Raw genomic sequence first — 26,774 nt, forward strand, 5'->3', positions numbered from 1 at the left:
CCCGTTGTATTCGGCGGCCTCATGCTGGTTATCGCATTTGCGTTTGCTGGCCATTACATGGGCCAGAGCGCCGTGGCGCATAATGCTTACACGGAAGCGCAGCTTGACACGATTTCCGCTCCCGCCTCCTCGATTGTCACCAAGGGATCGCTTCTTCCCGATGGCAAGACCTTCGATCTCGTGAACCTTGATGTGCTGCGCAAGCAGGCCGTTGCCGAGGATGGCAAGGGCGACATGCAGATGACGGTGGCGGCCGCCGAACCGCCGCCCGCCATCGAACCCCCGGTGCAGAAGGTCAACATCGTTCCCGCCTCGATTGATCTCAACGAGCAGTCGGGCAAGATCATCATCAAGCGCAATCTGTCGCCCTCCACGGCCAAGATCGAGCAGTCCTTCAAGCTGAAGCGCGCCGACCGCGACAACAAGGTCAAATCCGACCGCGTGAAGGTCGTGGCGCAGCGCAATGTGCAGCTTGCCGAGGAAAACTGCCTCGCCCGCGCGGTTTATTTTGAAGCGCGGTCCGAAACCGATTTGGGCCAGCTTGCGGTGGCCAAGGTCATCCTCAACCGCGTGAAGGACCCGGCCTATCCGAAATCGATCTGCGGTGTGGTCTATCAGGGCTCCGGCTCACGCAACACCTGCCAGTTCTCTTTCGCCTGCGACGGCCTTCCCGATGATGTGAAGCAGCCGGGCGCCTGGGCCCATGCGAAGATGATCGCCGAGAAAGCCATTGCCGGGGATCAGTCCGTCGCGGCAATCGGCAATGCCACCAATTATCACGCCGATTATGTGACGCCGCGCTGGGCGCGGAACATGAAGCGGCTCATAAAAATCGGCCATCATATTTTCTACGCCGATACGTGACGGCGCTGCAGTTCTGATCCGACAAAGGCGCCGCTCTGGCGCCTTTTTCATGTGTGTGTCTTTGTTCTAAACTCGCCCTGCATCACGGGAGATATTCATGGCCTGGAAAGAAAACGCCGGAACCGCCTGGACCTGGTACGAAGGCAAGTGGCACAGCGGCAATCCCATGATCATGGGGCCGATGACCCACGCGCCGTGGCTGGGCTCCTGTGTGTTTGACGGCGGCAGAGCCTTTGAAGGCGTGGCCCCTGATCTCGACCTTCATTGCCGGCGCATCGTAAAATCCGCCGAAAGCTTTGGTTTGAAGATCGTCAAATCGGCGGGCGAGATCGAGGAACTGACGCGCGAGGGCATCGCAAAATTTCCCAAGGGAGCGGAGCTTTATTTGAGACCGATGTTCTGGGCCGCCGACGGCTTCGTGGACGTCGACCCTGAATCGACGCAGTTTTCCGTGTCCGTTTACGATTCTCCACTTCCGAAGCCCAAGGGCTTTTCGGTCACCGCTTCGCCATTCCGCAGGCCGTCCTTCGAATACGCGCCGACCGATGCCAAGGCGGCCTGCCATTACCCCAATTCGGCCCGCGCCATGCGCGACGCGAAGGCGAGGGGGTTCGACAATGCGGTGATGCTCGATCCTCTGGGCAATGTCGCCGAACTCGCCACCGCCAATATCTGGCTGGTGAAAGAGGGCGTGGCGCGGACGCCGGTTCCCAATGGCACCTTTCTGAATGGCATCACGCGCCAGCGGGTGATTGCATTGCTTCGCAAGGCAGGCGTATCGGTGGAAGAACGCAGCCTGCGCTGGGAGGATTTCCTGGCCGCCGATGAGGTGTTCTCGACCGGCAATTACGGCAAGGTCGTTCCCATCACCCGCGTCGAAACGCGAAGCCTCCAGCCCGGCCCGGTGATGGCCAGGGCGCGCGAGCTTTACTGGGATTATGCCCACAGTGGGCGGTAGTTGTCAGTCACGCGGATCGAGCATGAAGGGCATGCCCTCGAAGGCGTCTGCACCACGCCCGATGGCTTCAATGGCGCGCAGCATGCGGCCCTGCCGCCCGAGCAACTGATCGGTGAGACCTACGATCAGGCGATTCGGCGTTGCGGAGGGCGACGCCTCACGCAATTGCCACGCCAGATCATCCTCGCTGGCGTTGGGCTTGAACAGGCACATCGCCGTGAAAGCGGCTGCCGTTGAGCGGCTGATCCCAGCCCAGCAATGGATGAGCATGGGCTTTTCCCGGTCCCAGGCGCGCAGGAAATCCACCAGCCGTTCGGCATCGGCGGCGCGGGGCGCGGTTAACCCATCCGCAGACTGAACAATATCGTGGAACGTGAGCTTGAGGTGCTTCTCCGGCATGATGCCGGAAAAGCTGCGGTGTGGCGTATCCGGCCCCAGCAGGCTCACCACATGCGAGGCGCGGTGCTGATCGACAAGCGGCTGCGCCTTGTTCAAAGGGCATACAATGATCATGCGGAAAGCCGTGTGAAGAGTTTGAGATAGGACGCCTCGGCATCATTCGGGGATTGCGGTTTGAGCTTGTGAAATTTCTGTGATCCCGCGCCGTCCAGCCCCTTTGGACGCCCAAAGAATTTCTCCGCTTCCCCCAATGCAAACCCTGCAAGCTGCGTCGCTTCCAGAAACGCCGCCATGCGGTCGGCGCGCTTGATCGCCGCTTCAAGTTCCGCGCCGCATGTGGGGGGAAGGCCGAAACGGATATGGATGGCCGCCATCAGCCGGTGTTCAAAGGATTTGTAATCAAGGCCGAGAGCCGCCTTGAAGGGCGAGATCATGTCGCCGATCACATATTCCGGTGCATCATGCAGCAACGCTGCAAGGCGCTGGGGTTTCCCGAGGGTAGGCTCGATATGCCCCGCGATCTCCTCCACCAGCACGCAATGCTGCGCCACGGAGAAGGCGTGGTCACCCTGGGTCTGGCCGTTCCAGCGCGCCACGCGGGCAAGACCGTGGGCAATGTCCTCGATCTCGATATCGAGCGGCGAAGGATCGAGCAGATCAAGCCGCCGTCCCGACAGCATGCGCTGCCAGGCGCGCGGCGGCTCATGCCTTGTGCGCGCCATGGCCAACCCTGGAATAACAATAGCAATCGACGAGATGGTCGTTCACCAGCCCGCAGGCCTGCATGAAAGCATAAACAATGGTGGGGCCGACGAAACGAAACCCACGCTTCTGCAAGTCCTTGGAAATCTTCTCGGCAAGTTCAGTCTTGGCGGGAATATCGCCAGAGCCTTTGCGGCTGTTCACCAGAGGCTTGCCGTCCAGATAGCCCCAGAGATAGGCCGAGAAATCCGGAATCGCGAGATAGGCCCTGGCATTGCTGACGCTCGCCTCGATCTTGAGGCGGTTGCGCACGATGCCGGGGTCATTCATCAGCCTTTCGAGTTTTTGGGGCGTATAGCGCGCCATCTTTTCCGGATCGAAACCATCGAAGGCGGCGCGGAAATTGTCGCGCTTGCGCAGGATGGTAATCCACGACAGACCTGCCTGAAATCCGTCGAGCAGCAGCTTCTCAAACAGTGCCCGCGAGTCATATTCTGGAACGCCCCACTCCGTGTCGTGATAGGCGACATAAACGGGATCAGTGCCGCACCATGTGCAGCGGTGAAGGCCGTCTTCGTGTTTGATCGCACCCATTTCTAAACCTCTGCTTTCGGCACCGCATAGCGGCTCCACGGCTGCTGGAACACCGTCACGCCAACACCACCCGCCATGAGAGGTTCTGTCGAGTCCTCCAGCCTGTCCAGCCGGATTAGAGCCAATCCCCATCTGCCGCCAGATGATGACAGCAGCGTCCCCACAAGCGCCGCGCCTGAGCGGATTTCCGTGCCCTTGGGAAGCGAAGCAGGCGGATCAAAGGTCACATGCAGCATGCGGCTCTTTGCGAGTCCGCGGTGTTCGGTGCGGGCCACCACTTCCTGGCCGACATAGCAGCCTTTTTTGAAACTCACCGCACCCAGCTGGTCGAGATTGGCCTCATGTGGAAAGAACTGGCCTGATCCGAGGTCGGCGTCGCTGTCGGCAAGGCCGGAGAGAATGCGCTCTGAGTTCGTATCCTTCCGCTTCGGAAACACCTTCCGGAGACGAAAAAAAACGCCATCCCATCACGTCATACCGGGGGTCTACATAGTGCAATGGCGCCTTTGGCTCTTCGGGTGACACGCCGACGGCCAGATCATCAACTGCCGCAATGGTCGCAGCGGCCCTGAGCTTGTAGAAGGTCAGGCGCTTGATCAAATCATCCCGCTGTGACCGCGCACAATCAATGAGAAATTCGCCACCCGCGTCATAGACGAACATATCGAACAGGATTTTGCCCTGCGGCGAGAGCAGGGCGGCATAGGTCGCTTGGCTTTCTTTCAGCTGTTCGATGTCGGCGGTCAGCAGATTGTGAAGGAAATGCCGCGCCTCGGTGCCGCCTACCCGCACCACCGCGCGGCCCGGCAGAAGGCCCGGCGTAAACCGCTGAAAAACCATCTCTGTTGCGTCTGCCATCATCCACATTTACGAAAGACCCGTGACCCTGACAAGGAAGGCCCATGGCGCTCAATCCCGACATTATTCTCAAAGGCGGCACCGTCGTGAATCACGACGGGGTAGGCCTGCGCGATGTGGCCATCCAGAACGGCAGGATCGCCGGGCTGGGGCATTTTCCCGCGTCCTCCGGCGGAGAGGTGATTGACTGCACCGGGCTTCACATCCTGCCGGGCGTGGTGGACAGCCAGGTACATCTCAGGGAGCCCGGAGCCGAACACAAGGAAGACCTTGAAACGGGCGGGCGCGCTGCCGCCATGGGTGGCGTCACGGCGGTGTTTGAAATGCCCAACACCAATCCCCTGACCGTGACCGAAGAGGCGCTGGCCGACAAGATCCACCGCGCTACCAACCGCATGTATTGTGATTTCGCCTTCTGGTTTGGCGGCACACGCGACAACGCCGCGCAACTGGATGAGTTCGAGCGCCTGCCCGGCTGTGCCGGCATCAAGGTGTTCATGGGGTCGTCCACCGGGTCTCTGCTGGTGGAGGATGACGGTGGCGTGGCGCAAATCCTCGCCAACATCCGGCGGCGCGCAGCCTTCCACAGCGAAGACGAATACCGCCTGAACCAGCGGAAAGGCGAGCGCCGCGAGGGCGATCCCTCGAGCCACCCCGTCTGGCGTGACGCCGAGGCGGCTCGGCTTTGCACGGAGCGGCTGCTGCGGCTGGCGCGTGAAGCGGGCAAGCGCATTCACGTGCTGCATATCTCAACCGCCGATGAAATGCCGCTGCTGGCCGCCAACAAGGACATCGCGACGGTGGAGGTGACGCCGCATCACCTGACGCTTTCGGCCGATGATTATCCCCGCCTTGGCACGCTGCTGCAGATGAATCCGCCGGTGCGCGACAGGAGCCACCGCGAAGGCGTGTGGGCGGGCTTACAGTCCGGCATCGTCGATGTGCTCGGATCGGACCATGCGCCGCATACGCTTGAGGAGAAACAGAAGCCCTATCCTCATTCGCCCTCCGGCATGCCGGGCGTGCAAACGCTGGTGCCTGTTATGCTGGACTGGGTGAACAGGGGGCACCTGAGCCTTGAACGTTTCGTCGATCTCACATCGCACGGACCATCGCGCATCTTCGGCATGGCCCGCAAGGGCCGCATCGCTGAAGGCTATGATGCTGACCTGACCATCGTTGATCTGAAAGCCCGGCGCACCATCACCAATGAATGGATCGAAAGCCGGTGCAAATGGACGCCCTATGACGGCATGGAGGTGACGGGCTGGCCCGTCGGCACCTTCGTGCGCGGCCGCCGCGTGATGTGGGATGGCCAGCTTATCGGCTCGGCCGCCGGCCAGCCCGTTCAATTCATTGAAACCCTGAAAGGTGCCGCATGACATTTCGCGCGCTTGTCGTCAGCAAGACTGAAACCGGGCAACAAGCCGGGATCACCGATTTCGACGAGGCAAACCTGATGGAAGGAGATGTCACCGTCGCGGTGTCGCATTCCTCCGTCAATTACAAGGACGGGCTGGCGGTAACCGGCAAAGGCCCTATCATCCGAAAATTCCCGCTGATCCCCGGCATTGATTTTGCGGGAACCGTAACGGCCTCCACCCATCCCCGCTGGAAGGCTGGCGACAAGGTGGTGCTGAACGGCTGGGGTGTGGGCGAGCAGCATCACGGCGGCTTTGCCGAAGTAGCCCGCGTGCCGGGAGACTGGCTGGTGCCGGTGCCTGAGGGATGGACGCCCGCCGAGACCATGGCCGTGGGGGTGGCTGGCTATACCGCGATGCTGTGCGTGATGGCGCTGGAAGAGCAGGGCGTGAAGCCCGGTGACGGAGATATTCTGGTGACGGGCGCGGCGGGCGGTGTCGGCACCACGGCCATCGCCATTTTGTCGAAGCTCGGGTTTCGCGTGATCGGATCGACAGGCCGTTCCTCGGAAGAGGGTTTTTTGAAAGCGCTGGGCGCTGCGGGCATCGTGGATCGCAATGAGTTCAACACAGTTGTGAAACCGCTGGCGAAAGCGCGTTGGGCCGGGGCGGTGGATAGCGTGGGTTCCACCACGCTTGCAAATGTGCTCTCGCAGATAAATCCGGAAGGTGCAGTCGCCGCCTGTGGGTTGGCGCAAGGCATGGACCTGCCTACCAGTGTGGCGCCCTTCATCCTGCGGGGCGTGCGGCTGATCGGCATCAACTCGGTGACGACTCCCATGCCGCGCCGTCTCGCTGCCTGGAGCCGCATTGCGCGCGATCTTGACCGCACCCGGCTAGCGGCGCTGACGGCGCATGTGAAGCTTGATGATGTGCCGCGCATTGCCGAAGAGATCGTGGCGGGGAAGGTGCGTGGCCGGGTGGTTGTGGATATCCGCTGACGTGCCTGATCTCAATCTCATCGTCGGCAGCGTCGCCATCGGCATCGCCATCGCGGCGCCGCTTGGGCCTGTCAATATTCTGGTCATCCGTGCGGCGCTGAAGGCGGGCTTTGCCGGCGGGCTGGCGGCGGGATTGGGCTCGCTTCTGGCCGATTCCTTTTTTGCGGCGATTGCCGCCTACGGGCTGCGGTCCATCGAAATGTTCATTGCCGATCATGCCACATGGCTGAACATCGCGGGCGGCTGCCTGCTGGCCTTCATCGGCATCCGCATGGCGCGCTCATCGGTGTCGGCCATCGTGCTCACGTCGGACCCCGAGCCGGTGACAAAGATGTTCCTGCTGCACAAGGCCGCGACGACCTTTGCCACCACCATCACCAATCCCGGCGCGCTGATCGGCGTGTTCGCTCTATTTGGCTCGATGGCCAATGTGCTGAAGCTCGATTCAGCGCCTTACCGGCCGGGCATTTCCGTGCTGTGTTTTTTACTGGGCGGATTGCTATGGTGGATGTTTCTCAGCGCCGTGGTGAAAGTGCTGCGCCACCGTCTCTCTCTGGGCGTGCTGAACCGGATCAACCGCTGGACGGGAATACTGATCGCGGGCTTCGGCTTTGCGTTGCTGTCGCGCGCCTTCGGCTGATTATTGCTGGGTCTTGCTGAGAGTGAATTCGCCGGCGCGGATACGTTCCGGCAGGCGCTCGCACATGACAGCCACGGGTTCTTCGCCATAGCTCGAAATCATGTCCGAGAGAGCGGCGAAAATGGCGGCCGTCGCCACGCAATCGGGATCAATGCCGTCATAGACGGCCTCTTCCCACGCCTCGAGAATGTAACGGAGCGCCAGATGCTTGGCCTCGTTTGGCGGCCGCGCCGTCTCTGTCTTTTCAGGAAGTTTGAACATGTCACCCGGCTGAATTGCGTCCCACGCCAGCGAATCTGTCGTAAATCCATGGCGCCCGGATGGCACCTTAGCAACTGCACGGGGGCAGGCGAACGGTTCCTTAAGCGAAGGTTAACGCGCCCGGAAGAGTTTGAGCTAAAATCTTAACAGTTCCCGGGAACGTGAAATCGCCGCCCGCACATTGGGGGCAAACGGCATCCCGCCAAAGTCCGCAGGCAATACCCATCTTGCTGCTGCCGCATCGCTTTGCGCTTTCGCCTCGCCGGAACGCCAGAACCCGGCGTAGCAGGCGATGACATAGTGCATGGTGACGATGCCCGATGGATCGCGGCGGATGATGTCATAAAGGCCTGCAAGCTGTTGCAGATCGGCGCTGACGCCCGTTTCCTCGGCTAGTTCCCGGCTCGCGGCCTCCAGTGTCGTTTCTCCAGCCTCGACATGGCCTCCGGGCAGGCTCCACGCGTCGCTAAGCGGCGGCTTGGTGCGCTGGATCAATAGCACCTGGCCTTCGCGCCAGACACAGGCAGAAGCTCCAAGGCGAGGCATTTGTGGTGGAGGTTTCATCGGCTAAGGTAAACTCATGTGCGGGCTTTATAGCTTCAGGGCCAATGCGGAAGAAGCGCGAAACCTGTTCGGCTATGTGGACGAGCCGGATTTCCCGCCGCGCAGCCATGTGGCGCCCGGAAGCCCAGTCGCCATCGTGCGGATGGAGCAGGGGCAGCGGTGCTTCGCGCTGGTGCGCTGGGGGTTCATTCCATCCTGGGTCAAGGAAGTGAAACCCGGCAAGCCGCTCATCAACGCGCGCGGCGAAACAGTGATGGAGAAGCCGAGTTTTCGCAACGCCATGAAACGCCGCCGCTGCCTGATCCCAGCCGACGGCTTTTACGAATGGCAAGGCGACGTGCCGGGGCGGAAAACCCAATGGTTCATCCACAGGCCGAATGATGCGCCATTTGCTTTCGCCGGCCTGTGGGAACACTGGATGGGAGCAAACGGCTCGGAAATCGAAACGGCGGTTATCCTGACCTGCGCGCCCAATGAGATGATTTCCCGGATTTATACACGCATGCCCGTGGTCATTGCGGAAAAGGACTTCGAGACATGGCTGACCGGCGATGAAGACGAAGCCCTGAAACTGATCCGCCCGGCAGCGGAAGGTTTTTTCACGATGGAGCCGGCCGAGACATCGCGGCGTGTGCCGCCGCCAAAGCCGGAAAGCGGCCAGATGAATTTGTTCTAGCCCGTGATGCGCCTCGCCATGCAGAGAACGGGATTGACCTCGTAACCCAGCTTTTCATAGAAACCGCGCACCTTTTCGTTTTCTGCCCGCACCAGAAGATTGACCTTCCAGACACCGCGCGCGCCCAGCCATTTTTCCGCCGCGCGCACGGCTTCAATGCCAAGGCCTTGGCGCTGAAGGGCGGGATCGACGGCGACGTAATAGAGCATGCCGCGATGGCCATCGTGTCCAACCATCACCGTGGCAGCGATTCGATCATCCGACATGCCAACCAGAACCGTTGAATTCGCGCCTTCCCGCGCGAAGGAAATATCCTTGTACGGATCATTCCATGGCCGGGTGAGGCCGCACGCCGTCCACAGGGCAACAACGGCCTCGACGTACTGATCTTCAATGTCGCGGAACTGCATCATTCCGGCAGAAGCTTTCCGGGATTGAGAATGCCCTTCGGGTCAAGCATACGCTTTAAGCCGCGCATCATGTGCAGTTCCACCGGTGACTTGATGAATGGCATGTATTTCCGCTTCAGCCGCCCGATACCATGTTCGGCACTGATTGAACCGCCAAGTGAGATCACCACCGCATAAACAGCATCATTGATTGCATCCCATTGCGACAGGAACGCCTGCTTCTCCATGCCGAGCGGTTGCGTGATGTTGTAGTGAATGTTCCCGTCACCCAGATGGCCGTATCCCATGATCCGCGCGTCAGGCATCATGCGCCGGATGACGGCATCTGCTTCGGTAAAGAACGCGGGAATGCGCGAAACCGGCACCGCAATATCGTGCTTGATTGAAGCGCCCTCATGCGTTTGTGATTCGGGCATGAGCTCGCGGATGGCCCAGAGTTCATTTCGTTGCGCTGCGGACTGCGCCACGGTGGCATCGCTCACCCAGCCGCGTTCCATCGCCGTTTCCAGAATACGCAGAAATGTTCCCCGCACCGGATCGGCAAGTTCGGAAAGCACATACCAGGGCGACGGCGTGGCGAGCGGATTGCGCGCGCCCATATGCTTCACCGTAATGTCCATTGCGAACTGCGGCATGATCTCGAACGCCACCACGCGATTGCCACTCAGTTCCCTTGCCAGCGACAGAAGATCGACGGCGGCCTGCGGAGATGCAATGGCGATGAAGGCGGTTTCCTGCACGCGAGGCTTCGGAAACAGTTTCATCACCGCGCCGGTGATGATGCCTAAGGTGCCTTCCGCGCCGATGAAGATGTTGCGGAGATCATATCCCGTATTGTCCTTGCGGAGATGCTTGAGCCCGTTCCACACGCGCCCATCCGCCAGCACGACTTCAAGGCCGAGGCAGAGTTCGCGCGTGTTGCCATAAGCGATGACGTTTAACCCGCCCGCATTGCTGGAGAGGTTGCCGCCGATGCGGCACGAGCCTTCTGACGCGAGGCTCAAGGGAAACAGCCGGTCTGCGGCGTCCGCCGCATCCTGCATGGATCGCAGAATGGCGCCCGCTTCCACGGTGATCGTGTTGTCGGACGCATCGACGGCGATAATGCGTGTCATGCGATCCAGCGACAGCACAACTTCCGTGTTCGTCTCATGTGGGATTTGCGCGCCGACGAGCCCCGTATTGCCACCTTGCGGCACGATGGCTGTGTTGGTTTCATGGGCGATGGCAAGGACGCGCGAGACTTCATCCGTATTCGCGGGCCGGACGACCAGCGGGGAAACGCCATGCCAGATGCCGCGCCATTCCCGCATGTAGCCATCCATCGCGGCTAAATCGCGGATGGCATACCGCTCGCCGACAACATTGGTCAGGCGGCTCAATGTATCGCTTGATGGCGGGGGTCTGTTCATGTGTCTCTCGGCGCGGCCGCGCGGGACAACCGGTCATTGATGGCGTCTCCAAGCCCATGGTGCGGGATGGGAGCAACGGCGATCCGGGCAACACCCGTGGCGTCGATATCATGAAGGAGACGGAAGAGATTGGCCGCCGCCTCCGTGAGGTCGCCTGTGGCCGAAAGTGTGAAAGGGCCATGCGCATGAAACGGCCCGAAACCCAGATAGGCTTCGCCTGCCTGCGGGGCGTCCGCGTTCAGCCGCAACTCGGCATGGGGCGCATAATGGCTGGCAAGCTGCCCGGGAGCGTGCGGACGCGCGGCGTGACCCTGCACATCGATTGGCATGCCAAGCCCGCGCTCGATATCTGCCTTTGCAATCCCGCCGGGACGCAAGAGCAGGGGCTTGCCGTCGAGAAATCCGACGACCGTCGATTCGACGCCCACCTTGCTCGGCCCCCCGTCGAGAATGACCGAGACCTTGCCGCTGAGCGTCCGGCGCACATGATCGGCGGTTGTCGGGCTGATGCGGCCGGACGGGTTGGCGCTTGGCCCGACAACCGGCTTTCCGAAGATCTTGAGGAGTGTCAGCGCCACGGGATGGCGGGGAACCCGGATGGCGATGGTGGGCAGTCCCGCCGAAGCAAGAAGCGATACCGGACATGCGGCCACGCGGGGAACCACAAGTGTCAAGGGGCCGGGCCAGAAAGCATGCGCCAGCTTTTTTGCATCTTCGGAAAAGTCCCCCAGCGCGAAGGCCGCCTCGGCGTCGGGGACATGGGAAATCAGCGGATTGAACGAGGGACGGCCCTTGGCCGCATAAACCCGCGCCACGGCGGCATCATTGGTGGCGTCTCCGCCCAGCCCGTAGACAGTCTCGGTCGGAAAGGCCACCAGTTCGCCCCGTGTAAGGGCCTCTGCCGCCTTCGGAATGTCGGTCTGGCCGTCCATGATGGGGGCGTCTATAGCAGTGCGGCACCTGCCGGGCTACACAGGCTTCATGACGACTCTGCTGCTCACCCATCCCTCTTCGCTGCATCATGTGACGCCGGACGGCCATCCCGAACGGGTGGACCGGATCCGCGCCATCAACCGGATGCTGGCCAATCCGCATTTTGATGCGCTGACCCGGCGAGAAGCACCGTTGGGCAAGGACGAAGACATTCTGCGCGCCCATAGCGCCGAGCATCTGAGGCGGGTGCGCAGCCTCTCCCCAGAAGATGGATTTGAATACCTCGATGCCGACACCGTCATGTCGCCGGGATCCCTTGACGCGGCACTTCATGCCGTGGGTGCCGCCACATCAGCCGTTGACGCGGTGATGACGGGAGATGCGGACAATGCCTTTTGCGCGTTGCGGCCGCCGGGCCATCATGCCGAACGGGGCAGGGCGATGGGCTTCTGCCTGTTCAACCAGGCGGCAATCGCGGCGGAATATGCGCGCACTATTCACGGCGTTGAGCGTGTGGCAGTTGTCGATTTCGACGTACACCACGGCAACGGAACGCAGGACATTTTCTGGTCCGCCCCCAACCTCTTCTATGGCTCAACACACCAAATGCCGCTCTATCCCGGCACGGGATCGGTGCAGGAAACAGGCGCAGGCAATATCTTCAACGCACCGCTCAGGGCTGGGGACGGCGGCGAGCAGTTCCGCGATGCCATGTCGACGGTCATTCTTCCCGCGCTGGATGTGTTTTCGCCGGAACTTGTCATTATTTCCGCAGGCTTCGATGCCCATCACCGTGACCCTTTGGGGAGCCTCAAGCTGGCGGAAGAGGATTTCGCATGGATTACCCTGCAATTGATGGAAGCGGCGGAGATCCATGCCGGAGGCCGCGTTGTTTCGATCCTTGAAGGCGGCTATGATTTGCAGGCGCTTGCATCGTCGGTGGGCATTCATCTGCAGGCGCTCATGCGCGGCAATGCCGGCATGGTGGAAGACATCGACGATGATGAAACCGAGGATGATTTCTGATGGCTGAAACCGGTGATATTCAGGCGCTGCCTTTCGAGAAGGCGCTGGCCCAGCTTGAGGAAATCGTCAACCGGCTTGAATCCGGCAAAGTCGACCTTGAGCAGTCGATTGCCATTTACGAACGCGGTGAAGCGTTGAAGAAACACTGCGAAGCCTTGCTCAAGGACGCCGAAGTGCGGATTGAAAAGATCACCCTGAAGCCTGATGGTTCGCCTTCAGGCACTGCGCCGCTGGATGTCGAATAGAATCAGGCTCGACGAACTTCTGGTGCAGCGCGGGTTCTATCCCAGCCGCTCGCGGGCCAGGGATGCAATTCTGCGTGGCACAATCCGCATCGGGGGCCTGCCCGCAACCAAGCCTGCCCAACCGGTTGGCGTGAATGCTGAGATTGAGTCCGCGGATCGGGCGCAGCACTATGTTTCGCGCGCTGCTCTGAAGCTTGAATTCGCACTCGATCGGTTTGAAATCCCGGTGAAGGGCATGAATTCCCTTGATATAGGCGCTTCAACGGGAGGCTTCACGCAGGTTCTTCTGGAACGCGGTGCTTCGCATGTCACGGCAATTGACGTTGGCCATGGCCAGTTGGCCGATATGCTGCGGGGTGATGCGCGCGTGAGTGCAATAGAAGGCCTGAATGCACGCGATCTTGGCGCGGAACAGTTGCGTGGTGCGCCGCAACTTATCGTCAGCGATGTGAGCTTCATTTCGCTTCGCCTTGCTTTGCCGCCTGCACTCGAGCTTGCGGAGCCGGGAGCCCATCTTGTGGCGCTGATCAAGCCGCAGTTTGAAGCGGGGCGGGTGAGGATCGGCAAGGGCGGCATTGTTTCGGACCCTGCTGTGCAGAAAGCGATTTGCGATGAAATTTCGGACTTTCTATCAGATCGGAAATGGCAGGTGATGGGTATTGTTCCTTCACCCATCATGGGTGGCGACGGCAATCAGGAATTTTTGATAACCGCCCGCAAAGCCTAGCCGGCCTGTCCGCGATGGCGGAGGAAATGATCGGCGAGCACGAGCGCCATCATGGCTTCGCCCACCGGCACGGCGCGAATGCCCACGCAGGGATCATGGCGACCCTTGGTGAAGATGTCGGCATCCTCGCCGCCCGCCGTAACAGTCTTCCGTGTGCTGAGGATCGAGGACGTTGGCTTCACCGCGAAGCGCACCACGATGTCCTGGCCGGATGAAATGCCGCCCAGAATGCCGCCGGCATGGTTGGAGGTGAATTCGGGTTTGCCGTTCTGCATACGAATCTCATCGGCATTCTCTTCGCCGCTGAGTTCCGCCGATGCAAAGCCGGAACCGATTTCGACGCCCTTGACCGCATTGATGCTCATCATGGCGGAGGCCAAATCCTGGTCGAGCTTGCCATAGAGCGGCGCCCCCCATCCGGCGGGAACACCGGAGGCAGTGACTTCGATGACAGCGCCGATTGAAGATCCCGCCTTGCGGATGCTGTCGAGATAGTCTTCATAAAACGCGGCGGCCTTGGCATCGGGGGTGAAGAAGGGGTTGCGATCCACCTCCGACCAATCCCAGTTCACGCGGTTGATCTTGTGCGGCCCCATCTGCACCAGCGCACCGCGGATGGTAACGCCGGGGATGACTTTTCGCGCCACGGCGCCGGCCGCTACACGCGCTACCGTTTCGCGCGCCGAGGAGCGGCCACCGCCACGATAATCGCGGATTCCATACTTTGCCTGATAGGTGAAATCGGCATGTCCGGGCCGGAATTTGTCGCGGATATCGGCATAATCCTTGGACCGCTGATCGACGTTTTCGATCATCAGCATGATCGGCGTGCCGGTGGTGCGGGGGCCATCGGTGCGTTCATCCTCGAACACGCCGGAGAGGATTTTCACCTGATCCGGTTCCTTCCGCTGGGTGGTGAAACGCGATTGGCCGGGGCGGCGCTTGTCGAGATAGGTCTGGATGTCTTCAGCGCGAAGAGAAAGTCCGGGCGGGCAGCCATCCACCACGCAGCCGAGTGCCGGCCCATGGCTTTCACCGAAGGTCGTCATGCGGAAGAGATGGCCGAAGCTGTTGTGCGACATGCGGATGTGATTAGGCCGCTGCGGCCATGGCGTCAAACCACTGGGCCTTGCCGCTCTCGATCCTGCAGTAGCGGCCCTGGATCATGGGAAGGCCGACGATCTCCGCCGGGCCAAGCCCTGTCAGCATGCCGATGAGGCAGCGCCCGATGGCGCCATGGGCAACAACGAAGGCAGGCGTGGTGAGCGTGTCATACCACGCCTTCATGCGCGAGAAGCCTTCGGCATAACTTTCGCCGCCGCGCGGCTGCCAGTCGAAGCGCGTTTCGGGATCGGCGGGATAGATGGGCGAGGCTTTCAATTCCCATACGGTTTTCCCTTCCCACACGCCGAAGCCCAGCTCTTTCACGGCGGGTTCGATGGCGAAGGTGTCGAGGTCGATATCCAGAGCTTCGGCAATGTGGCCCATGGTCTGCCGGGCCCGCAGCATGGGGCTGACGAAATGTTGAAATCCGCCTTTCAGTTCATCAACGGACACGAGCGCTTTGCCCATGGCCTTGGCCTGCGCATGGCCCATGTCGTTCAGGGGAACGTCCGTCCAGCCCTGAATCAGGCCGAGCTTGTTCCATTGCGTTTCGCCATGCCGGACGAAATAGACCGGCGGGCCGCTATTCGCCATTGCCGCCCACGGTGATGTCCGGCGCGTCCGGGTTCTTCATGCCGACGATGTGATAGCCAGCGTCCACATGCAGGATTTCGCCGGTCACGCCGCGGCCAAGGTTGGAGAGGAGATAAAAACCGGAGTCCCCCACTTCGTCCGTTGTCACGGTGCGGCGAAGCGGCGCGTTATATTCGTTCCATTTGAGAATATAGCGGAAGTCGCCGATGCCTGAAGCGGCAAGCGTCTTGATGGGGCCTGCGGATATGGCGTTCACGCGGATGTTCTTGGGGCCGAGATCGGCAGCCATATAACGCACCGAAGCCTCAAGCGCCGCCTTGGCCACGCCCATAACATTGTAGTGGGGCATCCATTTTTCCGCGCCGTAATAGGTGAGCGTCAGCAGCGATCCGCCATCCGGCATCAGCTTCTCGGCGCGCTGGGCGACCGCCGTGAAGCTGTAGCAACTGATGAACATGGTGCGGGTGAAATTGTCGGCAGTCGTGTCGACATAGCGGCCTGTAAGTTCATCCTTGTCGGAAAAGGCAATGGCGTGAACCACGAAGTCCAGCTTGCCCCATTCTTTCTCAATCGTGGCGAAGGTGGCATCGACGGAGGCCATGTCGGTGACATCGCAGGGAATAACCAGCTTCGATCCGATTTCCGCCGCCAAAGGCTCGACACGCTTCTTGAGCGCATCGCCCTGATAGGTGAAGGCAAGCTCGGCGCCGTGGGATGCGCAGGCCTTGGCGATGCCCCAGGCGATGGACCGGTTGTTTGCGACGCCCATGATGAGGCCGCGCATTCCTGCCATCAAGCCCTTGCTATCATTCATGATTTTTCCTGCCCGAAAAACGGCCAGCGGGGCCGTGACCGGCGCGTTACTTGGCACAACTCGTGTAAGAGGTCCACTGGAAAGAACGCGGCAAACCGCCAGTATGTCAGGCATGACGGCGGTTCCCGAGACGGCGGCAGCGGGATGGTCTACAAGTGGAAACAAACAAGGAGAGCCGGGATATCCGGCGAGCGACAGATGAGCCAGCCAGACTTTGCCGAAGCCCAAGAACCCTATGCTCTCTTTGCGGATTGGCTGAAGGATGCCGAAAAATCCGAACCCAATGATCCAAACGGCATGGCGCTCGCCACCGTGGATCAGGACGGCATGCCCGACGTTCGCATGGTGCTGATGAAGGGCTTTGATGGCCAAGGCTTTGTCTTTTATACGAATTATGAAAGTCAGAAGGGCCGGGAAATCCTCGGCTCCATGAAGGCGGCGCTGCTCTTTCACTGGAAAAGCCTCCGCCGCCAGGTGCGGGTGAGAGGGCTCGTTGAAAAGGTGATGGACGCGGAGGCCGACGCTTATTTCGCGTCCCGCCCGCGCGACAGCCGCATCGGCGCGTGGGCGTCGCAGCAGTCGCGCCCGCTGGAAAGCCGCTTCGCGCTGGAAAAAGCGGTGGCGAAATACGCCGCCAAATACGCCGTGGGCGAGGTGCCGCGCCCGGCCTACTGGTCGGGTTTCCGCATCAAGCCGCTTTATTTCGAGTTCTGGCACGACCGCCCCTTCCGCCTGCATGACCGCGTGGTGTTCAGCCGCAAGGCCCCGGATGGCGAATGGGCCAAGACCCGTCTATATCCGTAAGCATGACCCAGACTTCGGATACGGAACGCAAGACCCTCATTCTCACCGGCGCATCGCGTGGCATCGGCCATGCCACGGTGAAGCGCTTTTCGACCGCCGGGTGGCGCGTCATCACCTGCTCGCGCCAGCCCTTTCCCGAGGATTGCCCGTGGGATGCGGGGCCTGAGGATCACATCGTCGTCGATCTGGCCTCCTCCACCGATACCCATGCCGCGATTGCCGCCATGAAGGACAAGCTGAAGGCGCAAGGGTCCAAGCTGCATGCGCTGGTGAACAATGCCGCCATCAGCCCCAAGAAGCCCGGCGGCGGCAGGCTCAACACGCTGGAGACCAGCGAGGATGACTGGAAGACGGTGTTCCAGATCAATTTCTTCGCGCCCATCATGCTGGCGCGCGGATTGATGGATGAGCTTGTGGCGGCCAAGGGTGCGGTTGTGAACGTCACCTCCATTGCCGGTTCGCGCATGCATCCCTTCGCGGGCGCCGCCTATTCCACATCCAAGGCGGCGCTCGCCGCGTTGACGCGCGAGATGGCGGGCGATTTCGGGCCGCATGGCGTGCGCGTGAACGCCATTTCGCCCGGTGAAATCGAAACCTCCATTCTCTCGCCAGGCACGGAGAAGCTGGTGGCGCAGATTCCGCAGCGGCGGCTGGGGCAGCCGGAAGAAGTGGCCCGCGCCATCTATTTTCTGTGTACGGACGGTTCGTCCTATGTGAATGGCGCCGAGCTTCATATCAATGGCGGCCAGCATGTCTAACCGCGCGTTGAGGCCTGAGACGATTGCCGCCCATGCGCTGCGCGCCGTCGATCCGGCGACGGGCGCGGTGGTGCCGCCGATCTATACCTCGACCACCTATGCGCGCGATGAGGCCTACAAGCCGAAGCTGAAGGAAAACTACGTCCGCAACGGCAACCCGACGCTGTGGCAGGCGGAAGAGGCGATTGCCGCGCTCGAGCAGGGCGTGGAGGCGCAGCTCTTCGCCTCCGGCATGGCGGCGATCACCACGCTGACGGAGACCATTCCGCAGGGCGCCCATGTGGTGGCGCCGGACGTGATGTATTACGGCACGCGCGACTGGCTGAAACGGCTGGAACGGCTCGGCCGCATCTCGCTCACGCTCTTCGATTCGAATGACCGGGACGCATTGGCCCGGGCGTTGCGAAAGAGCGAGACCGATCTGGTGTGGATCGAAACGCCGCTCAACCCGACCTGGGATGTGATCGACATTGCCGCCGCCGCTGAGGCCGCCCACGCGGCGGGCGCCATCCTCGCGGTGGATGCCACGGCAACGGCCGCCGTTACGACGCGGCCGCTCACGCTGGGCGCCGATATCGTTTTCCATTCCGCCACCAAATATCTGAACGGCCATTCCGACGTGCTGGCGGGTGTACTCGTCACACGCGACGCGACCGCGCGCTGGAACGAGGTGAAGACGCTCCGCACCAAGATCGGAGCGCCGCTGCCGCCGCTTGAATGCTTTCTGTTGATGCGCGGGCTGCGCACGCTGTTCGTGCGCTACCGGCAGGCTTCGTCCAATGCGCTCGCCATCGCCCGGCATTTCGAGCATCACCCGAAGGTGGAGTGCGTGCTCTATCCGGGCCTCGCATCGCATCCCGCGCATGATGTGGCGGCGGGGCAGATGACCGATGGCTTTGGCGGCATGCTGTCGATCCTTGTCAAAGGCGGTTTTGCCGAGGCTCAGAAACTCTGCGTGAGCCTCAAGGTGGTGGTGCCCGCCACATCGCTGGGTGGGATTGAAAGTCTGGCGGAACACCGGAAAGCCGTAGAGGGGCCCACGAGTCCTGTGCCCGGCAATCTCGTGCGCTTCTCCATCGGCATCGAACATCCCGATGACCTGATGGCGGACATTGCGCAGGCCTTGGCGGCGATCTGACGCCACCCCATATGGGGACCTCTGGAGGCTCCCATGCTTATTGATCAGTTGGGTGCTGCCTCTGCAGCACCGGCAAATGAACACTCTGATGACGCCCTGCACGACGCCTATTCGGCGGCGGTGATGGGTGCTGTCGAACGCGCAGGCCCAGCCGTTGTCCACATCGGGGTGAAGAAGAACGGCCAGCTGGCAGGCGTCGGATCCGGCCTTGTCGTGGCGTCGGACGGGCTCATTCTGACCAATAGCCATGTCGTTCATGGCGCAAATGCCATCGAGGCCAGCATGGCGGATGGCCAGCGTTCGGCGGCGCGGCTGGTGGGCGAAGACCCGCACAGCGACATTGCCGTGCTGAGAACCGATGCGCCGCTGGCCGCACCATCTCTCTCTTTCTTCGATACGAAGGCGATCCGGGTGGGCCAGTTGGCGATTGCGCTGGGCAATCCGCTGGGCTTTGAGCAAACGGTGACGGCAGGCGTCGTCAGCGCGGTAGGCCGCTCGATGCGCGCCTATACAGGGCGGCTGATCGATGACGTGATCCAGACCGACGCCGCCTTGAATCCCGGCAATTCCGGTGGGCCGCTGGTCAATGCCAAGGGCCAGGTGATCGGCATCAACACGGCGGTGATCCGCGGTGCGCAGGGCATCTGTTTCTCGGTGGCGGCGAACACCGCGTTGCTGGTGCTTACCGAAGTTCTGCAGCATGGCCGCATGCGGCGCGCCACGCTGGGCATTGAAGGGGCAACGACGATCATTCCCCGCCATGTGCAGCGTTTCGCCGGCCTCGAACAGGCGGCGGGTGTGCGGGTGATGAAGGTGACCGAGGGCGGCCCCGCCGAAGGGGCAGAGATCATGAGCGGCGATCTGATCGTGGCACTGGATGGCGAGGCTGTTCTGGGCATCGACGATTTGCTGCGGCTGCTGAACCACGAGCGGGTGAGCCGTGATGTCAAAGTCTCGCTGTTGCGCAAGGGCGAGCGCCGCGACCGTTTCGTGACACCGGTCGAGCGCCGCTGATTTCATACCGCTTTGGCGTGCCGATTGGGTGCGGGCTGGAAATGCTGGTCGAAAACCAAGGCGACGTTCCTGATGAACAGCCGGTGTTCATGCGGCACCGAGATGCGCGTTCCTTCGATGCGGGCGATGCCGGCAGAGACGGCCTCGGCCAGTTTCTCCGGCATGTCCGCGAATGTATCGGCGGCAAAGCCGTGCTTCACCGCGAGGGCTGCGGGATCGACTGTGAAATCGCACATCAGGCGCTCGATGATCCGGGCCCGCAAACGGTCTTCGGCGGTGAGTTCGAGGCCGCGCGTCACCGGATTTTCGCCAGCCTCGATGCGCTCCGACCAGTTGAGCGTATCACGCGCTGCCTGCAGGAAGCCTTGCGGTGTTTCTCCAATTGCGGAAGCGCCAAAGGACAGCAGCGCATCGGAGACATCGGTGGTGTAGCCCTGGAAATTGCGGCGCAGCGTGCGGTTGGCGGCCGCCGTGGCGAGCGGATCGCCGGGCAGCGCAAAATGGTCAAGCCCGATGGCGAGATAGCCCGCCGCGCGAAGCTCAGCCTCGATGACCCGCGCCTGATGGTAACGCTCGCTGACGCCGGGAAGATCGGCATCACTGATCATCTTCTGGTGTTTCTTGAACCACGGCACATGCGCATAGCCGAAAACGGAAAGGCGCTCGGGCTGAAGTTCGGCGGCCTGCCAGGCGGTCTTGGCGACGCTTTCCTGCGTCTGGCCGGGGAGGCCATACATCAGGTCGAAATTTACCGAAGAGAACCCGGCGCGGCGCAGGAACTCCGTGGCGTGGGCGACGAGGCCATAGGGCTGGAGCCGGTTGATCTTCATCTGCACCGGCGTGGCGAAATCCTGAACGCCGAAGCTGATGCGCGTGAAGCCGAACTGCGCCAGCGTCGAGGCGCGCTCGGGCGTCAAGGTGCGGGGATCGGATTCGAGCGCTACCTCGGCATCTGCGGTGAGGCCGAAGCCCTTGTCGATGGCAGCGAGAACGCGGCCGATGTCGCGGTCCGCGAGATAGGTGGGGGTGCCGCCGCCGAAGTGAAGATGCTGAACCCGGCCCTTTTTGCCGCCCACCAGCGAGGCGGTGCGGGTGATGTCGCGGATCAGCAGGTCGACATAGCGGCTGGCCCGCTCATAGCTGTTGGGCACCGAAGTGTGGCAGCCGCAATACCAGCAAAGCTGCTGGCAGAAGGGAATGTGGACATAGACCGAGAGCGAGGCCTCCGGGCTGATCGAGGCCAGCCATTTGTCGGCAAGCACCGGCGGAAAATCGCCCGCGAACTGCACGGCGGTGGGGTAGCTCGTATAGCGCGGCACATCGCGGAGGGCGAAGGGAAGGAGTTTCTTGTCCATGGCCGGTGACCATGGGCTTTCGCCCGGATGCCCGCCTTGACCCTGATCAATCCCGCTCACTCAAATACCCTAGCGATGCGGGCAAGGATAAGGCTTGCGATTTCCGCAGGCGAGGCGCTGCCCGCATCGCAGGTGAGATCATATCTCATGTTGCAGTGAACACGTTCAAACTGCCAGCGCGCAAGACCTATGTCGCGGTCGCCGCGGTTTCGTTCGCGTGCTTCAATGACGTTCAATGGCGCCACCACGCCAACCCAAAGAACATCGAGGCCTTCCCATGCTGAACGGTAAGCACTCGCGTCGTTTTCAATCAGAACATCGTCAACAATAACGTTGTTGCCGCAGCGTACGAGTGCTGCCACCGCGCCCGGCATTGCACTTAGCACCCGTTCGACCACAGGGCCGCTGCGGATTTCCACTTCGGCGGGCGTCCTGTTCAAATGAACAAAGCGCAAGCCGTCATCGTGGTCCATGTAGCGGCTCGGCAGCATCTCAAGGAAACTGTCCATCTGGACGTGCAGCCAGATGTCCTCACTCTGTTCCTGAATCGCCCGCGCGATTGAAGATTTACCAACGCTGCCGACGCCATTGAGGTGAACAATGCGCCCGGCGCGCGACATTCTCAATTCAGTAAAGCCCCGTCTTGTAGTCGCCCTCGACATCAGCGTCGGCCTCTTTGGCCTCTGTCTCGTCGACGCCCGTGTCGCAGGTCTGGTCCATGATGATCCGGGCGATGGAGGGCATCTGGCTGCGGTCCTGCTTGTAGTCGTCATGCCAGAGCTTCGAGCGCTTGAGCGCCTTGGCGCAATGCATGAAGACCTCCTCGACGGTGACGAGGATACCGATTTTCGGCTGCTTGCCGCTGACGGTGCAATGTTTCAGCAGATTGGCGTCATCGGTGATGCGGGCGCGGCCATTGAGCCTGAGCGTGTCCTCGAAGCCGGGAATGAAGAACAGGCAGCCAACATTGGGATTGGCCACGATGTTCGACATGGTGTCGAGCCGGTTGTTGCCGGGCCGGTCGGGGATGAGGATGGTGCGCTCGTCGATGATGTGCACGAAGCCCGGCGGATCGCCGCGCGGGCTCAAATCGGCCTTGCCCTCCGCATCCGCCGTGGAAATGACGAGGAACGGCGACATTGAGATGAACTGCCGGGAATATTTGTCGATCCCCGGCCGCGACTTGGTGATGGCGAGGGGATGAACCTCGGCAAACCCTGAGCGGAGCTGTTCCTCGGTCTCGATCATGCGGCGCGCAAGCCTTCCTTGTTGACCTTGGCTTCGAGAATATCGAGGCCCTTTTCAACCCGGTCGAACATGTCGTGGATTTCTTCGGTGGTGATGATGAGGGGCGGGCAGAAGGCCACCGAGTCCTGAATGTTGCGGAGGATCACGCCTTCCTCCTGCATGATCGAAATCGCGGCGGCGCCCAAGCCATGCTGTGGCTTGAAACTGCGCTTCGAGGCCTTGTCGGCGACGAGTTCGATGGCGCCGATGAGGCCGACGCCGCGCGCCTCGCCCACCAGCGGATGGTTGCCCAGCTTCATGAGCCGGGACTGAAAGACCGGCGACACTTTCTTGGCGTGTTCCATGATCTTGTCGCGCTGGTAAATTTCGATGGTCTTGAGCGCCACGGCGCAGCCCACCGGATGGGCGGTATAGGTGAAGCCATGGCCGAAGGTGCCGAGCTTGCGGCTTTCGTCCAGCATCGCCTGATAGAGGTTTTCCTCGATGGTCAATGCCGACATGGGGAAGTAAGCCGATGTGATGGCCTTGGCCATGGAGATCGAAATCCGCCTTCATGTTGAAGGTGGTGGCGCCGAACCAGTTGCCGGTGCGGCCGAAGCCGCAGATGACTTCATCGGCGATGAAGCGCACGTCATACTTCTGCAGCACGGCGGCGATCTTCTCGAAATAGCCCTTGGGCGGAATGAGCACGCCGCCCGCACCCATGACAGGCTCGGCGATGAAGGCGGCGACCGTTTCGGGCCCTTCCTTGATGATCAGGTCTTCAAGATCCTGCGCCATGCGGGTGGCGAACTGGTCCTCGCTCTCGCCTTCCTGCGCGTAACGGTAGAAATGCGGGCAGGAGGTGTGGCGGATGCCGGCGATCGGCAGGTCGAAATCATTGTGCACCCACGGCAGGCCGGTGAGCGAGGCGGACGCGATGGTGACGCCGTGATAGGCGCGCATGCGGCTGATGATCTTCTTCTTCTCGGGCTTGCCCCTGGCATTGTTCATGTACCAGGTGAGCTTGATCTGCATGTCGTTGGCTTCCGAGCCTGACGTGCCGAACAGAACCTTGGAGGCCGGAACCGGTGAAATCTCCTTGAGCTTCTCGGAGAGTTCGATGACGCCGTCATGCGACTTGCCGCCGAAGGCATGGGTGAAGGAGACCTTGCGCATCGCATTGGCGGCGGCTTCGACGATTTCCTCGTTGCCGTAGCCCAGCGCCGTGCACCACAGGCCCGCCAGGCCTTCGATGTAGCGCTTGCCCTTGTCGTCATAGAGATAGATGCCGCGCCCCTCATTGAGGATCAGGGGCCCTGTCTCGCGGTGGCGGGCGAGATTCGTATAGGGATGGATGACCGTTTCGATATCGCGGACGGCCATGTTCGACAGCGGCATGTGAAAACCTCCAGGGTGCGAAAGAAACCTCTTACAGGCGGCGGGCGGGAACTTCCAGTCATGGCCGCCCGGCACGAGACGCAGGGGAAATTTGGCCAAGCGCCCGCTTTGATGGAAGCGGTACACGCGCTTCCGGAGGAGTTGTGCCCCTTGCCAGGCAAGGGACGGCGCGGGCGCTGCCCGGCGCGTGTGTGCTGGTCTTTTGAGGGACCAGCGGTGGTGCGCCTTGCAGCGCCTGCTCACCAGCAGGACTTCTTCGCGGTACCGGAGAACGCTTCGGCTCTGTCCGCCTGGGACTGCCTAGCTGCCGTGCGGCACGAGGATCATTGTTTTCCCGGGGTTATCCGGCCGCCCCCGGGAGCCTGGCGCACGTTACGCCAGGCCCGCGAGCCTGCCATTCCACCCCATCCAGGCTCACCGTCATGAGCAGGACCCCATATGGGGCGGAACGGGAAGAGACATAGGAATAAAATCATGAAGTGTCAAGGAGAGATTTCCGCCCTTTCCATGCTTGCATCCGTTTCCGCATTGGTGACACTGATGGCATGAAATGGTTGGCACTGACCGCCTGCGGAGATGCGCCGCTGGGACATGGCGCGCTGCTGCGCTGCCCCGGCAGCTATCCACATGAATGTGTCGTCGATCTTCTGGTCTACGATCCCAATGATGCCGGGCGCGGCATGGGGTTGATGGTTGATTCCGGCTACAAGGCGGGACTTGCGCTGGTGATCCTGCCACTCGAATCCGGTGCGGGCCGGAGCATTGATCCGCATTGGCTCAGGCAGAACTGGAAGAGTTGGGTCTATCCGTCCTCCGCACTCAAGGATGTATGGGTGTGCCGCGATGGCCGCCGAACGCCGCGCTTGCCGCAGAAACCCCCATCCGTATCGCGCTGATGCGCGATCCACTCCCTGCGTTTTGCTGGAACAGGTGGTGTTTCAGTTCAATGTGCGGAAAGCGCCTTGACCTGTTCCACCGTGGCAAGAAACGATTTGTGGCGGCGGCTGCTGAACAGGCCACGGGAATCGCAGATCGCGCTGGCAAATCCCAAAACCTGCGCGCCATGATCGGGCGTGGTGAAGAACAGGCATGTGCCGCCTTTCGGCAGGCTCACGCCGCAGTCTCCCAATTGCGCTTGATAGACGGGCTGGAGCGGTTGTGGCTTTCCCTTGAATCGCTCTGTCACGCGGACCTGCACGAGATCAAGGGTGGGCCGGAGAACGCCCGAGCCATCCGCATTGGTGGTCTCCTGAGTCTTGCGAACCCGCTCTATGGACATGACCTTGCCGACATAGGCCTGATCGGCTGCGGCATAGAGGCTCTCGACCGTGACCTCACCGGCGAGGTCGCACGCTGCAACCGGCAGGGCGGCGCAAGACAAGAGGAGAGTGGCGGCAAAGATCAGCTTCGGCACATTCTGCATTCCGCGCGAGGCGAGGATGAATGTCCGCATCCGACGCTCTCTCTCATCCGGCGCTTCGCGCCACCTTCTCCCGCTTGCGCGGGAGAAGGTGAAGATGCGCTTCAGTTTCCGACGATGGCGCTTTCGAGAATGTCGAGGCCTTCGTTGAGAATCATCTCCGAGGCGGTGAGGGGCGTGAGCATGCGCACCGTGTCGCCATAGACGCCGCAGGTGAGGATCAACAGCCCGCGCTCCAGGCACTTGGCGGCCAGCGCCTTGGCGGCCGCAGCATCCGGATCATTGCCGCCGTGCTTGGTGACGAGTTCAAAAGCGCACATGGCGCCAAGGCCACGGATGTCGCCGATCGGCATGCCCTTCTGCTGGGCCTTGATCTTCTGCATGCGGGCCATGATCGTCTTGCCCTGCGCTTCGGCCTTCTCGAGCAGGCCTTCCTGCTCGAAGGCATCGAAGACGCCAAGCGCCGCGGCGCAGGCGACGGGATTGCCCGCATAGGTGCCGCCGATGCCGCCCACATCCGGCGCATCCATGATCTTGGCGCGGCCAACAACCGCCGCCAGCGGGAAGCCGCCGGCCAGCGATTTCGCCGCCGTCACCAGGTCCGGCTCGACGCCATAATGCTCCATGGCGAAGAACTTGCCGGTGCGGCCAAAGCCGGACTGGATTTCATCGGCAATGAGGAGAATGCCATGCTCGTCGCAGAGCTTGCGGAGGCGCACCATCAGTTCCTTGGGCGCGACATAGAAGCCGCCTTCGCCCTGCACCGGCTCGATGATGATGGCGGCGACGCGCTGCGGCTCCACATCGGCCTTGAACAGCCATTCGATGGCGTGGATCGAACTCCTCCACCGAAACACCCTTGTGGGCGACGGGGAAGGGCACATGCCAGATGCCGGGCGCCATGGGGCCGAACTTGGCCTTGTAGGGCGCAACCTTGCCGGTCAGCGACATGCCGAGCAGCGTGCGGCCATGGAAGGCGCCGTTGAAGGCGATCACATCCGAACGGCCGGTGAAGGCGCGGGCATATTTGACGGCATTCTCCACTGCCTCGGCGCCGGTGGTGACGAGGGCCGATTTCTTCTCGCCCGACATGGGGGCGACGGCGTTCAGCTTCTCGCACACCTCGATGAAGGGCGCATAGGGCATGACCATGGCGCAGGTGTGGGTAAAGGCCTCGAGCTGCTCATAGACGCGCTTCATCACCAGGGGATGGCGGTGGCCGGTGTTGACCACCGCGATGCCGCCGCCGAAATCAATGTAGCGGTTGCCTTCCACGTCCCAGATTTCCGAATTCTCGGCCTTGGCCGCGATCACCGGCGCGCCGGGGCTGATCGCGCGGGAGACGGCCTTGGCGCGGCGCTCCACCCATTTTGCGTTGAGGCCCGGAACGGCGGTGACGGGTGCATTCATGATCTTCTCCTGATCTGATTTCGGCGGGGCTTTTACGCCCGTTGACGGGGTGGCGGCAAACGGATTCAATGGGGCCAGATATGCGGCTGGGGAGTGCCTGAGCG

Annotated in this window: 31 protein-coding genes and 2 pseudogenes; 14 read left to right on the forward strand and 19 right to left on the reverse strand. The window is 61.7% G+C overall.

Annotated elements, in window-relative coordinates; genetic code table 11:
- The first annotated feature begins 21 nt into the window (after nucleotides 1-21).
- Entirely contained in the window at nucleotides 22-864 is an 843-nt protein-coding gene (locus QM694_RS17810) for a cell wall hydrolase (protein ID WP_415008250.1), read from the forward strand.
- A gap of 97 nt (nucleotides 865-961) precedes the next feature.
- Nucleotides 962-1,822 carry a branched-chain amino acid aminotransferase gene (locus QM694_RS17815; RefSeq protein WP_415008251.1) on the forward strand — a complete coding sequence of 287 codons (861 nt, stop codon included), beginning with the start codon at nucleotides 962-964 and terminating at the stop codon, nucleotides 1,820-1,822.
- Between the two features lie 3 nt (nucleotides 1,823-1,825).
- On the opposite strand, the gene QM694_RS17820 is transcribed toward QM694_RS17815, so the two are convergent.
- The 5 genes from QM694_RS17820 to QM694_RS17840 are packed head-to-tail and all read right to left on the reverse strand — an operon-like array spanning nucleotide 1,826 to nucleotide 4,378.
- Nucleotides 1,826-2,335 (reverse strand): tyrosine phosphatase family protein, encoded by a 510-nt coding sequence (locus QM694_RS17820; protein WP_415008252.1) that lies wholly within the window; start codon nucleotides 2,333-2,335, stop codon nucleotides 1,826-1,828.
- Complete coding sequence (locus tag QM694_RS17825) at nucleotides 2,332-2,943, reverse strand: hydrolase (protein ID WP_415008253.1); 612 nt, start codon at nucleotides 2,941-2,943, stop codon at nucleotides 2,332-2,334. Before QM694_RS17825 ends, QM694_RS17820 begins: the two co-directional genes overlap by 4 nt.
- A complete protein-coding gene (locus tag QM694_RS17830; protein ID WP_415008254.1) occupies nucleotides 2,924-3,517 on the reverse strand; it encodes a DNA-3-methyladenine glycosylase I in 594 nt (197 codons plus the stop codon). The genes QM694_RS17825 and QM694_RS17830 overlap by 20 nt, the downstream gene beginning before the upstream one ends.
- Before the next feature lie 2 nt (nucleotides 3,518-3,519).
- Entirely contained in the window at nucleotides 3,520-3,954 is a 435-nt protein-coding gene (locus QM694_RS17835) for a YgfZ/GcvT domain-containing protein (protein ID WP_415008255.1), read from the reverse strand.
- Nucleotides 3,857-4,378 (reverse strand): YgfZ/GcvT domain-containing protein, encoded by a 522-nt coding sequence (locus tag QM694_RS17840; RefSeq protein WP_415008256.1) that lies wholly within the window; start codon nucleotides 4,376-4,378, stop codon nucleotides 3,857-3,859. The genes QM694_RS17835 and QM694_RS17840 overlap by 98 nt, the downstream gene beginning before the upstream one ends.
- Nucleotides 4,379-4,419: 41 nt before the next feature.
- Here QM694_RS17840 and QM694_RS17845 point away from each other — a divergent pair, with 41 nt between their 5' ends.
- From QM694_RS17845 to QM694_RS17855, 3 genes are read left to right on the forward strand one after another with little or no spacing between them, the layout of a single operon-like run.
- Entirely contained in the window at nucleotides 4,420-5,757 is a 1,338-nt protein-coding gene (locus tag QM694_RS17845; RefSeq protein WP_415008257.1) for a dihydroorotase, read from the forward strand.
- The gene (locus QM694_RS17850; RefSeq protein ID WP_415008258.1) at nucleotides 5,754-6,737 is read left to right on the forward strand and encodes an MDR family oxidoreductase; all 984 of its coding nucleotides are present in this window, start codon (nucleotides 5,754-5,756) and stop codon (nucleotides 6,735-6,737) included. The genes QM694_RS17845 and QM694_RS17850 overlap by 4 nt, the downstream gene beginning before the upstream one ends.
- Nucleotide 6,738: 1 nt before the next feature.
- Nucleotides 6,739-7,377 (forward strand): LysE family translocator, encoded by a 639-nt coding sequence (locus tag QM694_RS17855; RefSeq protein WP_415008259.1) that lies wholly within the window; start codon nucleotides 6,739-6,741, stop codon nucleotides 7,375-7,377.
- On the opposite strand, the gene QM694_RS17860 is transcribed toward QM694_RS17855, so the two are convergent.
- Together QM694_RS17860 and QM694_RS17865 are read right to left on the reverse strand one after the other, a co-directional pair.
- Nucleotides 7,378-7,638: a hypothetical protein gene (locus tag QM694_RS17860; protein ID WP_415008260.1), complete on the reverse strand. Its 261-nt coding sequence runs from the start codon at nucleotides 7,636-7,638 to the stop codon at nucleotides 7,378-7,380.
- A gap of 135 nt (nucleotides 7,639-7,773) precedes the next feature.
- Nucleotides 7,774-8,184, reverse strand: a complete 411-nt coding sequence (locus tag QM694_RS17865) for an NUDIX hydrolase (protein ID WP_415008261.1) — start codon at nucleotides 8,182-8,184, stop codon at nucleotides 7,774-7,776.
- 34 nt (nucleotides 8,185-8,218) lie between these two features.
- Here QM694_RS17865 and QM694_RS17870 point away from each other — a divergent pair, with 34 nt between their 5' ends.
- Nucleotides 8,219-8,878: an SOS response-associated peptidase gene (locus tag QM694_RS17870; protein ID WP_415008262.1), complete on the forward strand. Its 660-nt coding sequence runs from the start codon at nucleotides 8,219-8,221 to the stop codon at nucleotides 8,876-8,878.
- Here the strand turns inward: QM694_RS17870 and QM694_RS17875 are convergent.
- From QM694_RS17875 to QM694_RS17885, 3 genes are read right to left on the reverse strand one after another with little or no spacing between them, the layout of a single operon-like run.
- Nucleotides 8,875-9,291, reverse strand: a complete 417-nt coding sequence (locus tag QM694_RS17875) for a GNAT family acetyltransferase (protein ID WP_415008263.1) — start codon at nucleotides 9,289-9,291, stop codon at nucleotides 8,875-8,877. The two genes, QM694_RS17870 and QM694_RS17875, sit on opposite strands and share 4 nt — an antisense overlap.
- Nucleotides 9,288-10,700: an FAD-binding oxidoreductase gene (locus tag QM694_RS17880; protein WP_415008264.1), complete on the reverse strand. Its 1,413-nt coding sequence runs from the start codon at nucleotides 10,698-10,700 to the stop codon at nucleotides 9,288-9,290. Before QM694_RS17880 ends, QM694_RS17875 begins: the two co-directional genes overlap by 4 nt.
- A complete protein-coding gene (locus QM694_RS17885; protein ID WP_415008265.1) occupies nucleotides 10,697-11,632 on the reverse strand; it encodes an L-threonylcarbamoyladenylate synthase in 936 nt (311 codons plus the stop codon). The genes QM694_RS17880 and QM694_RS17885 overlap by 4 nt, the downstream gene beginning before the upstream one ends.
- Nucleotides 11,633-11,681: 49 nt before the next feature.
- Here QM694_RS17885 and QM694_RS17890 point away from each other — a divergent pair, with 49 nt between their 5' ends.
- From QM694_RS17890 to QM694_RS17900, 3 genes are read left to right on the forward strand one after another with little or no spacing between them, the layout of a single operon-like run.
- Complete coding sequence (locus tag QM694_RS17890) at nucleotides 11,682-12,659, forward strand: histone deacetylase family protein (RefSeq protein WP_415008266.1); 978 nt, start codon at nucleotides 11,682-11,684, stop codon at nucleotides 12,657-12,659.
- Nucleotides 12,659-12,904 (forward strand): exodeoxyribonuclease VII small subunit, encoded by a 246-nt coding sequence (locus tag QM694_RS17895; RefSeq protein ID WP_415008267.1) that lies wholly within the window; start codon nucleotides 12,659-12,661, stop codon nucleotides 12,902-12,904. Before QM694_RS17890 ends, QM694_RS17895 begins: the two co-directional genes overlap by 1 nt.
- The gene (locus tag QM694_RS17900) at nucleotides 12,894-13,631 is read left to right on the forward strand and encodes a TlyA family RNA methyltransferase (RefSeq protein ID WP_415008268.1); all 738 of its coding nucleotides are present in this window, start codon (nucleotides 12,894-12,896) and stop codon (nucleotides 13,629-13,631) included. Before QM694_RS17895 ends, QM694_RS17900 begins: the two co-directional genes overlap by 11 nt.
- On the opposite strand, the gene aroC is transcribed toward QM694_RS17900, so the two are convergent.
- Genes aroC through fabI form a run of 3 tightly spaced genes read right to left on the reverse strand, consistent with a single transcriptional unit; the run spans nucleotide 13,628 to nucleotide 16,143 of the window.
- On the reverse strand, nucleotides 13,628-14,713 hold the full coding sequence (aroC, locus tag QM694_RS17905; protein ID WP_415008269.1) for a chorismate synthase: 1,086 nt from the start codon (nucleotides 14,711-14,713) through the stop codon (nucleotides 13,628-13,630). The two genes, QM694_RS17900 and aroC, sit on opposite strands and share 4 nt — an antisense overlap.
- Before the next feature lie 10 nt (nucleotides 14,714-14,723).
- Nucleotides 14,724-15,329 (reverse strand): histidine phosphatase family protein, encoded by a 606-nt coding sequence (locus QM694_RS17910; protein WP_415008270.1) that lies wholly within the window; start codon nucleotides 15,327-15,329, stop codon nucleotides 14,724-14,726.
- On the reverse strand, nucleotides 15,319-16,143 hold the full coding sequence (gene fabI / locus QM694_RS17915; RefSeq protein WP_415008271.1) for an enoyl-ACP reductase FabI: 825 nt from the start codon (nucleotides 16,141-16,143) through the stop codon (nucleotides 15,319-15,321). Before fabI ends, QM694_RS17910 begins: the two co-directional genes overlap by 11 nt.
- Before the next feature lie 198 nt (nucleotides 16,144-16,341).
- Here fabI and pdxH point away from each other — a divergent pair, with 198 nt between their 5' ends.
- The 4 genes from pdxH to QM694_RS17935 are packed head-to-tail and all read left to right on the forward strand — an operon-like array spanning nucleotide 16,342 to nucleotide 19,857.
- Entirely contained in the window at nucleotides 16,342-16,947 is a 606-nt protein-coding gene (gene pdxH, locus QM694_RS17920) for a pyridoxamine 5'-phosphate oxidase (protein WP_415008272.1), read from the forward strand.
- Nucleotides 16,920-17,705, forward strand: coding sequence for an SDR family NAD(P)-dependent oxidoreductase (locus QM694_RS17925; protein ID WP_415008273.1), 786 nt, complete (start codon nucleotides 16,920-16,922; stop codon nucleotides 17,703-17,705). The genes pdxH and QM694_RS17925 overlap by 28 nt, the downstream gene beginning before the upstream one ends.
- Nucleotides 17,698-18,843 (forward strand): trans-sulfuration enzyme family protein, encoded by a 1,146-nt coding sequence (locus QM694_RS17930; RefSeq protein ID WP_415008274.1) that lies wholly within the window; start codon nucleotides 17,698-17,700, stop codon nucleotides 18,841-18,843. Before QM694_RS17925 ends, QM694_RS17930 begins: the two co-directional genes overlap by 8 nt.
- Before the next feature lie 33 nt (nucleotides 18,844-18,876).
- Nucleotides 18,877-19,857, forward strand: a complete 981-nt coding sequence (locus QM694_RS17935) for a S1C family serine protease (protein WP_415008275.1) — start codon at nucleotides 18,877-18,879, stop codon at nucleotides 19,855-19,857.
- A 2-nt stretch (nucleotides 19,858-19,859) separates the two neighbouring features.
- Here QM694_RS17935 and hemN read toward each other — a convergent pair whose 3' ends face one another.
- From hemN to QM694_RS17955, 4 genes and pseudogenes are all read right to left on the reverse strand, one after another.
- Nucleotides 19,860-21,212, reverse strand: coding sequence for an oxygen-independent coproporphyrinogen III oxidase (gene hemN / locus QM694_RS17940; RefSeq protein WP_415008276.1), 1,353 nt, complete (start codon nucleotides 21,210-21,212; stop codon nucleotides 19,860-19,862).
- Nucleotides 21,213-21,268: 56 nt separating this feature from the next.
- A complete protein-coding gene (locus QM694_RS17945; RefSeq protein ID WP_415008277.1) occupies nucleotides 21,269-21,832 on the reverse strand; it encodes a chloramphenicol phosphotransferase CPT family protein in 564 nt (187 codons plus the stop codon).
- Between the two features lie 7 nt (nucleotides 21,833-21,839).
- Nucleotides 21,840-22,460 (reverse strand): pyridoxamine 5'-phosphate oxidase family protein, encoded by a 621-nt coding sequence (locus QM694_RS17950; protein WP_415008278.1) that lies wholly within the window; start codon nucleotides 22,458-22,460, stop codon nucleotides 21,840-21,842.
- Nucleotides 22,457-23,840, reverse strand: a pseudogene (locus tag QM694_RS17955) (aminotransferase). Before QM694_RS17955 ends, QM694_RS17950 begins: the two are co-directional and overlap by 4 nt.
- Nucleotides 23,841-24,385: 545 nt before the next feature.
- Between QM694_RS17955 and imm45 the strand changes: the two are divergent.
- Nucleotides 24,386-24,736, forward strand: coding sequence for an Imm45 family immunity protein (imm45, locus tag QM694_RS17960; RefSeq protein WP_415008279.1), 351 nt, complete (start codon nucleotides 24,386-24,388; stop codon nucleotides 24,734-24,736).
- A 47-nt stretch (nucleotides 24,737-24,783) separates the two neighbouring features.
- Here the strand turns inward: imm45 and QM694_RS17965 are convergent, their stop codons facing one another.
- Together QM694_RS17965 and gabT are read right to left on the reverse strand one after the other, a co-directional pair.
- On the reverse strand, nucleotides 24,784-25,293 hold the full coding sequence (locus QM694_RS17965) for a hypothetical protein (RefSeq protein ID WP_415008280.1): 510 nt from the start codon (nucleotides 25,291-25,293) through the stop codon (nucleotides 24,784-24,786).
- 71 nt (nucleotides 25,294-25,364) lie between these two features.
- Nucleotides 25,365-26,670, reverse strand: a pseudogene (gabT, locus tag QM694_RS17970) (4-aminobutyrate--2-oxoglutarate transaminase).
- Nucleotides 26,671-26,774 lie beyond the last annotated feature (104 nt).

This window comes from Aestuariivirga sp., assembly GCF_047602625.1.
Classification (GTDB): Bacteria; Pseudomonadota; Alphaproteobacteria; order Rhizobiales; family Aestuariivirgaceae; genus Aestuariivirga.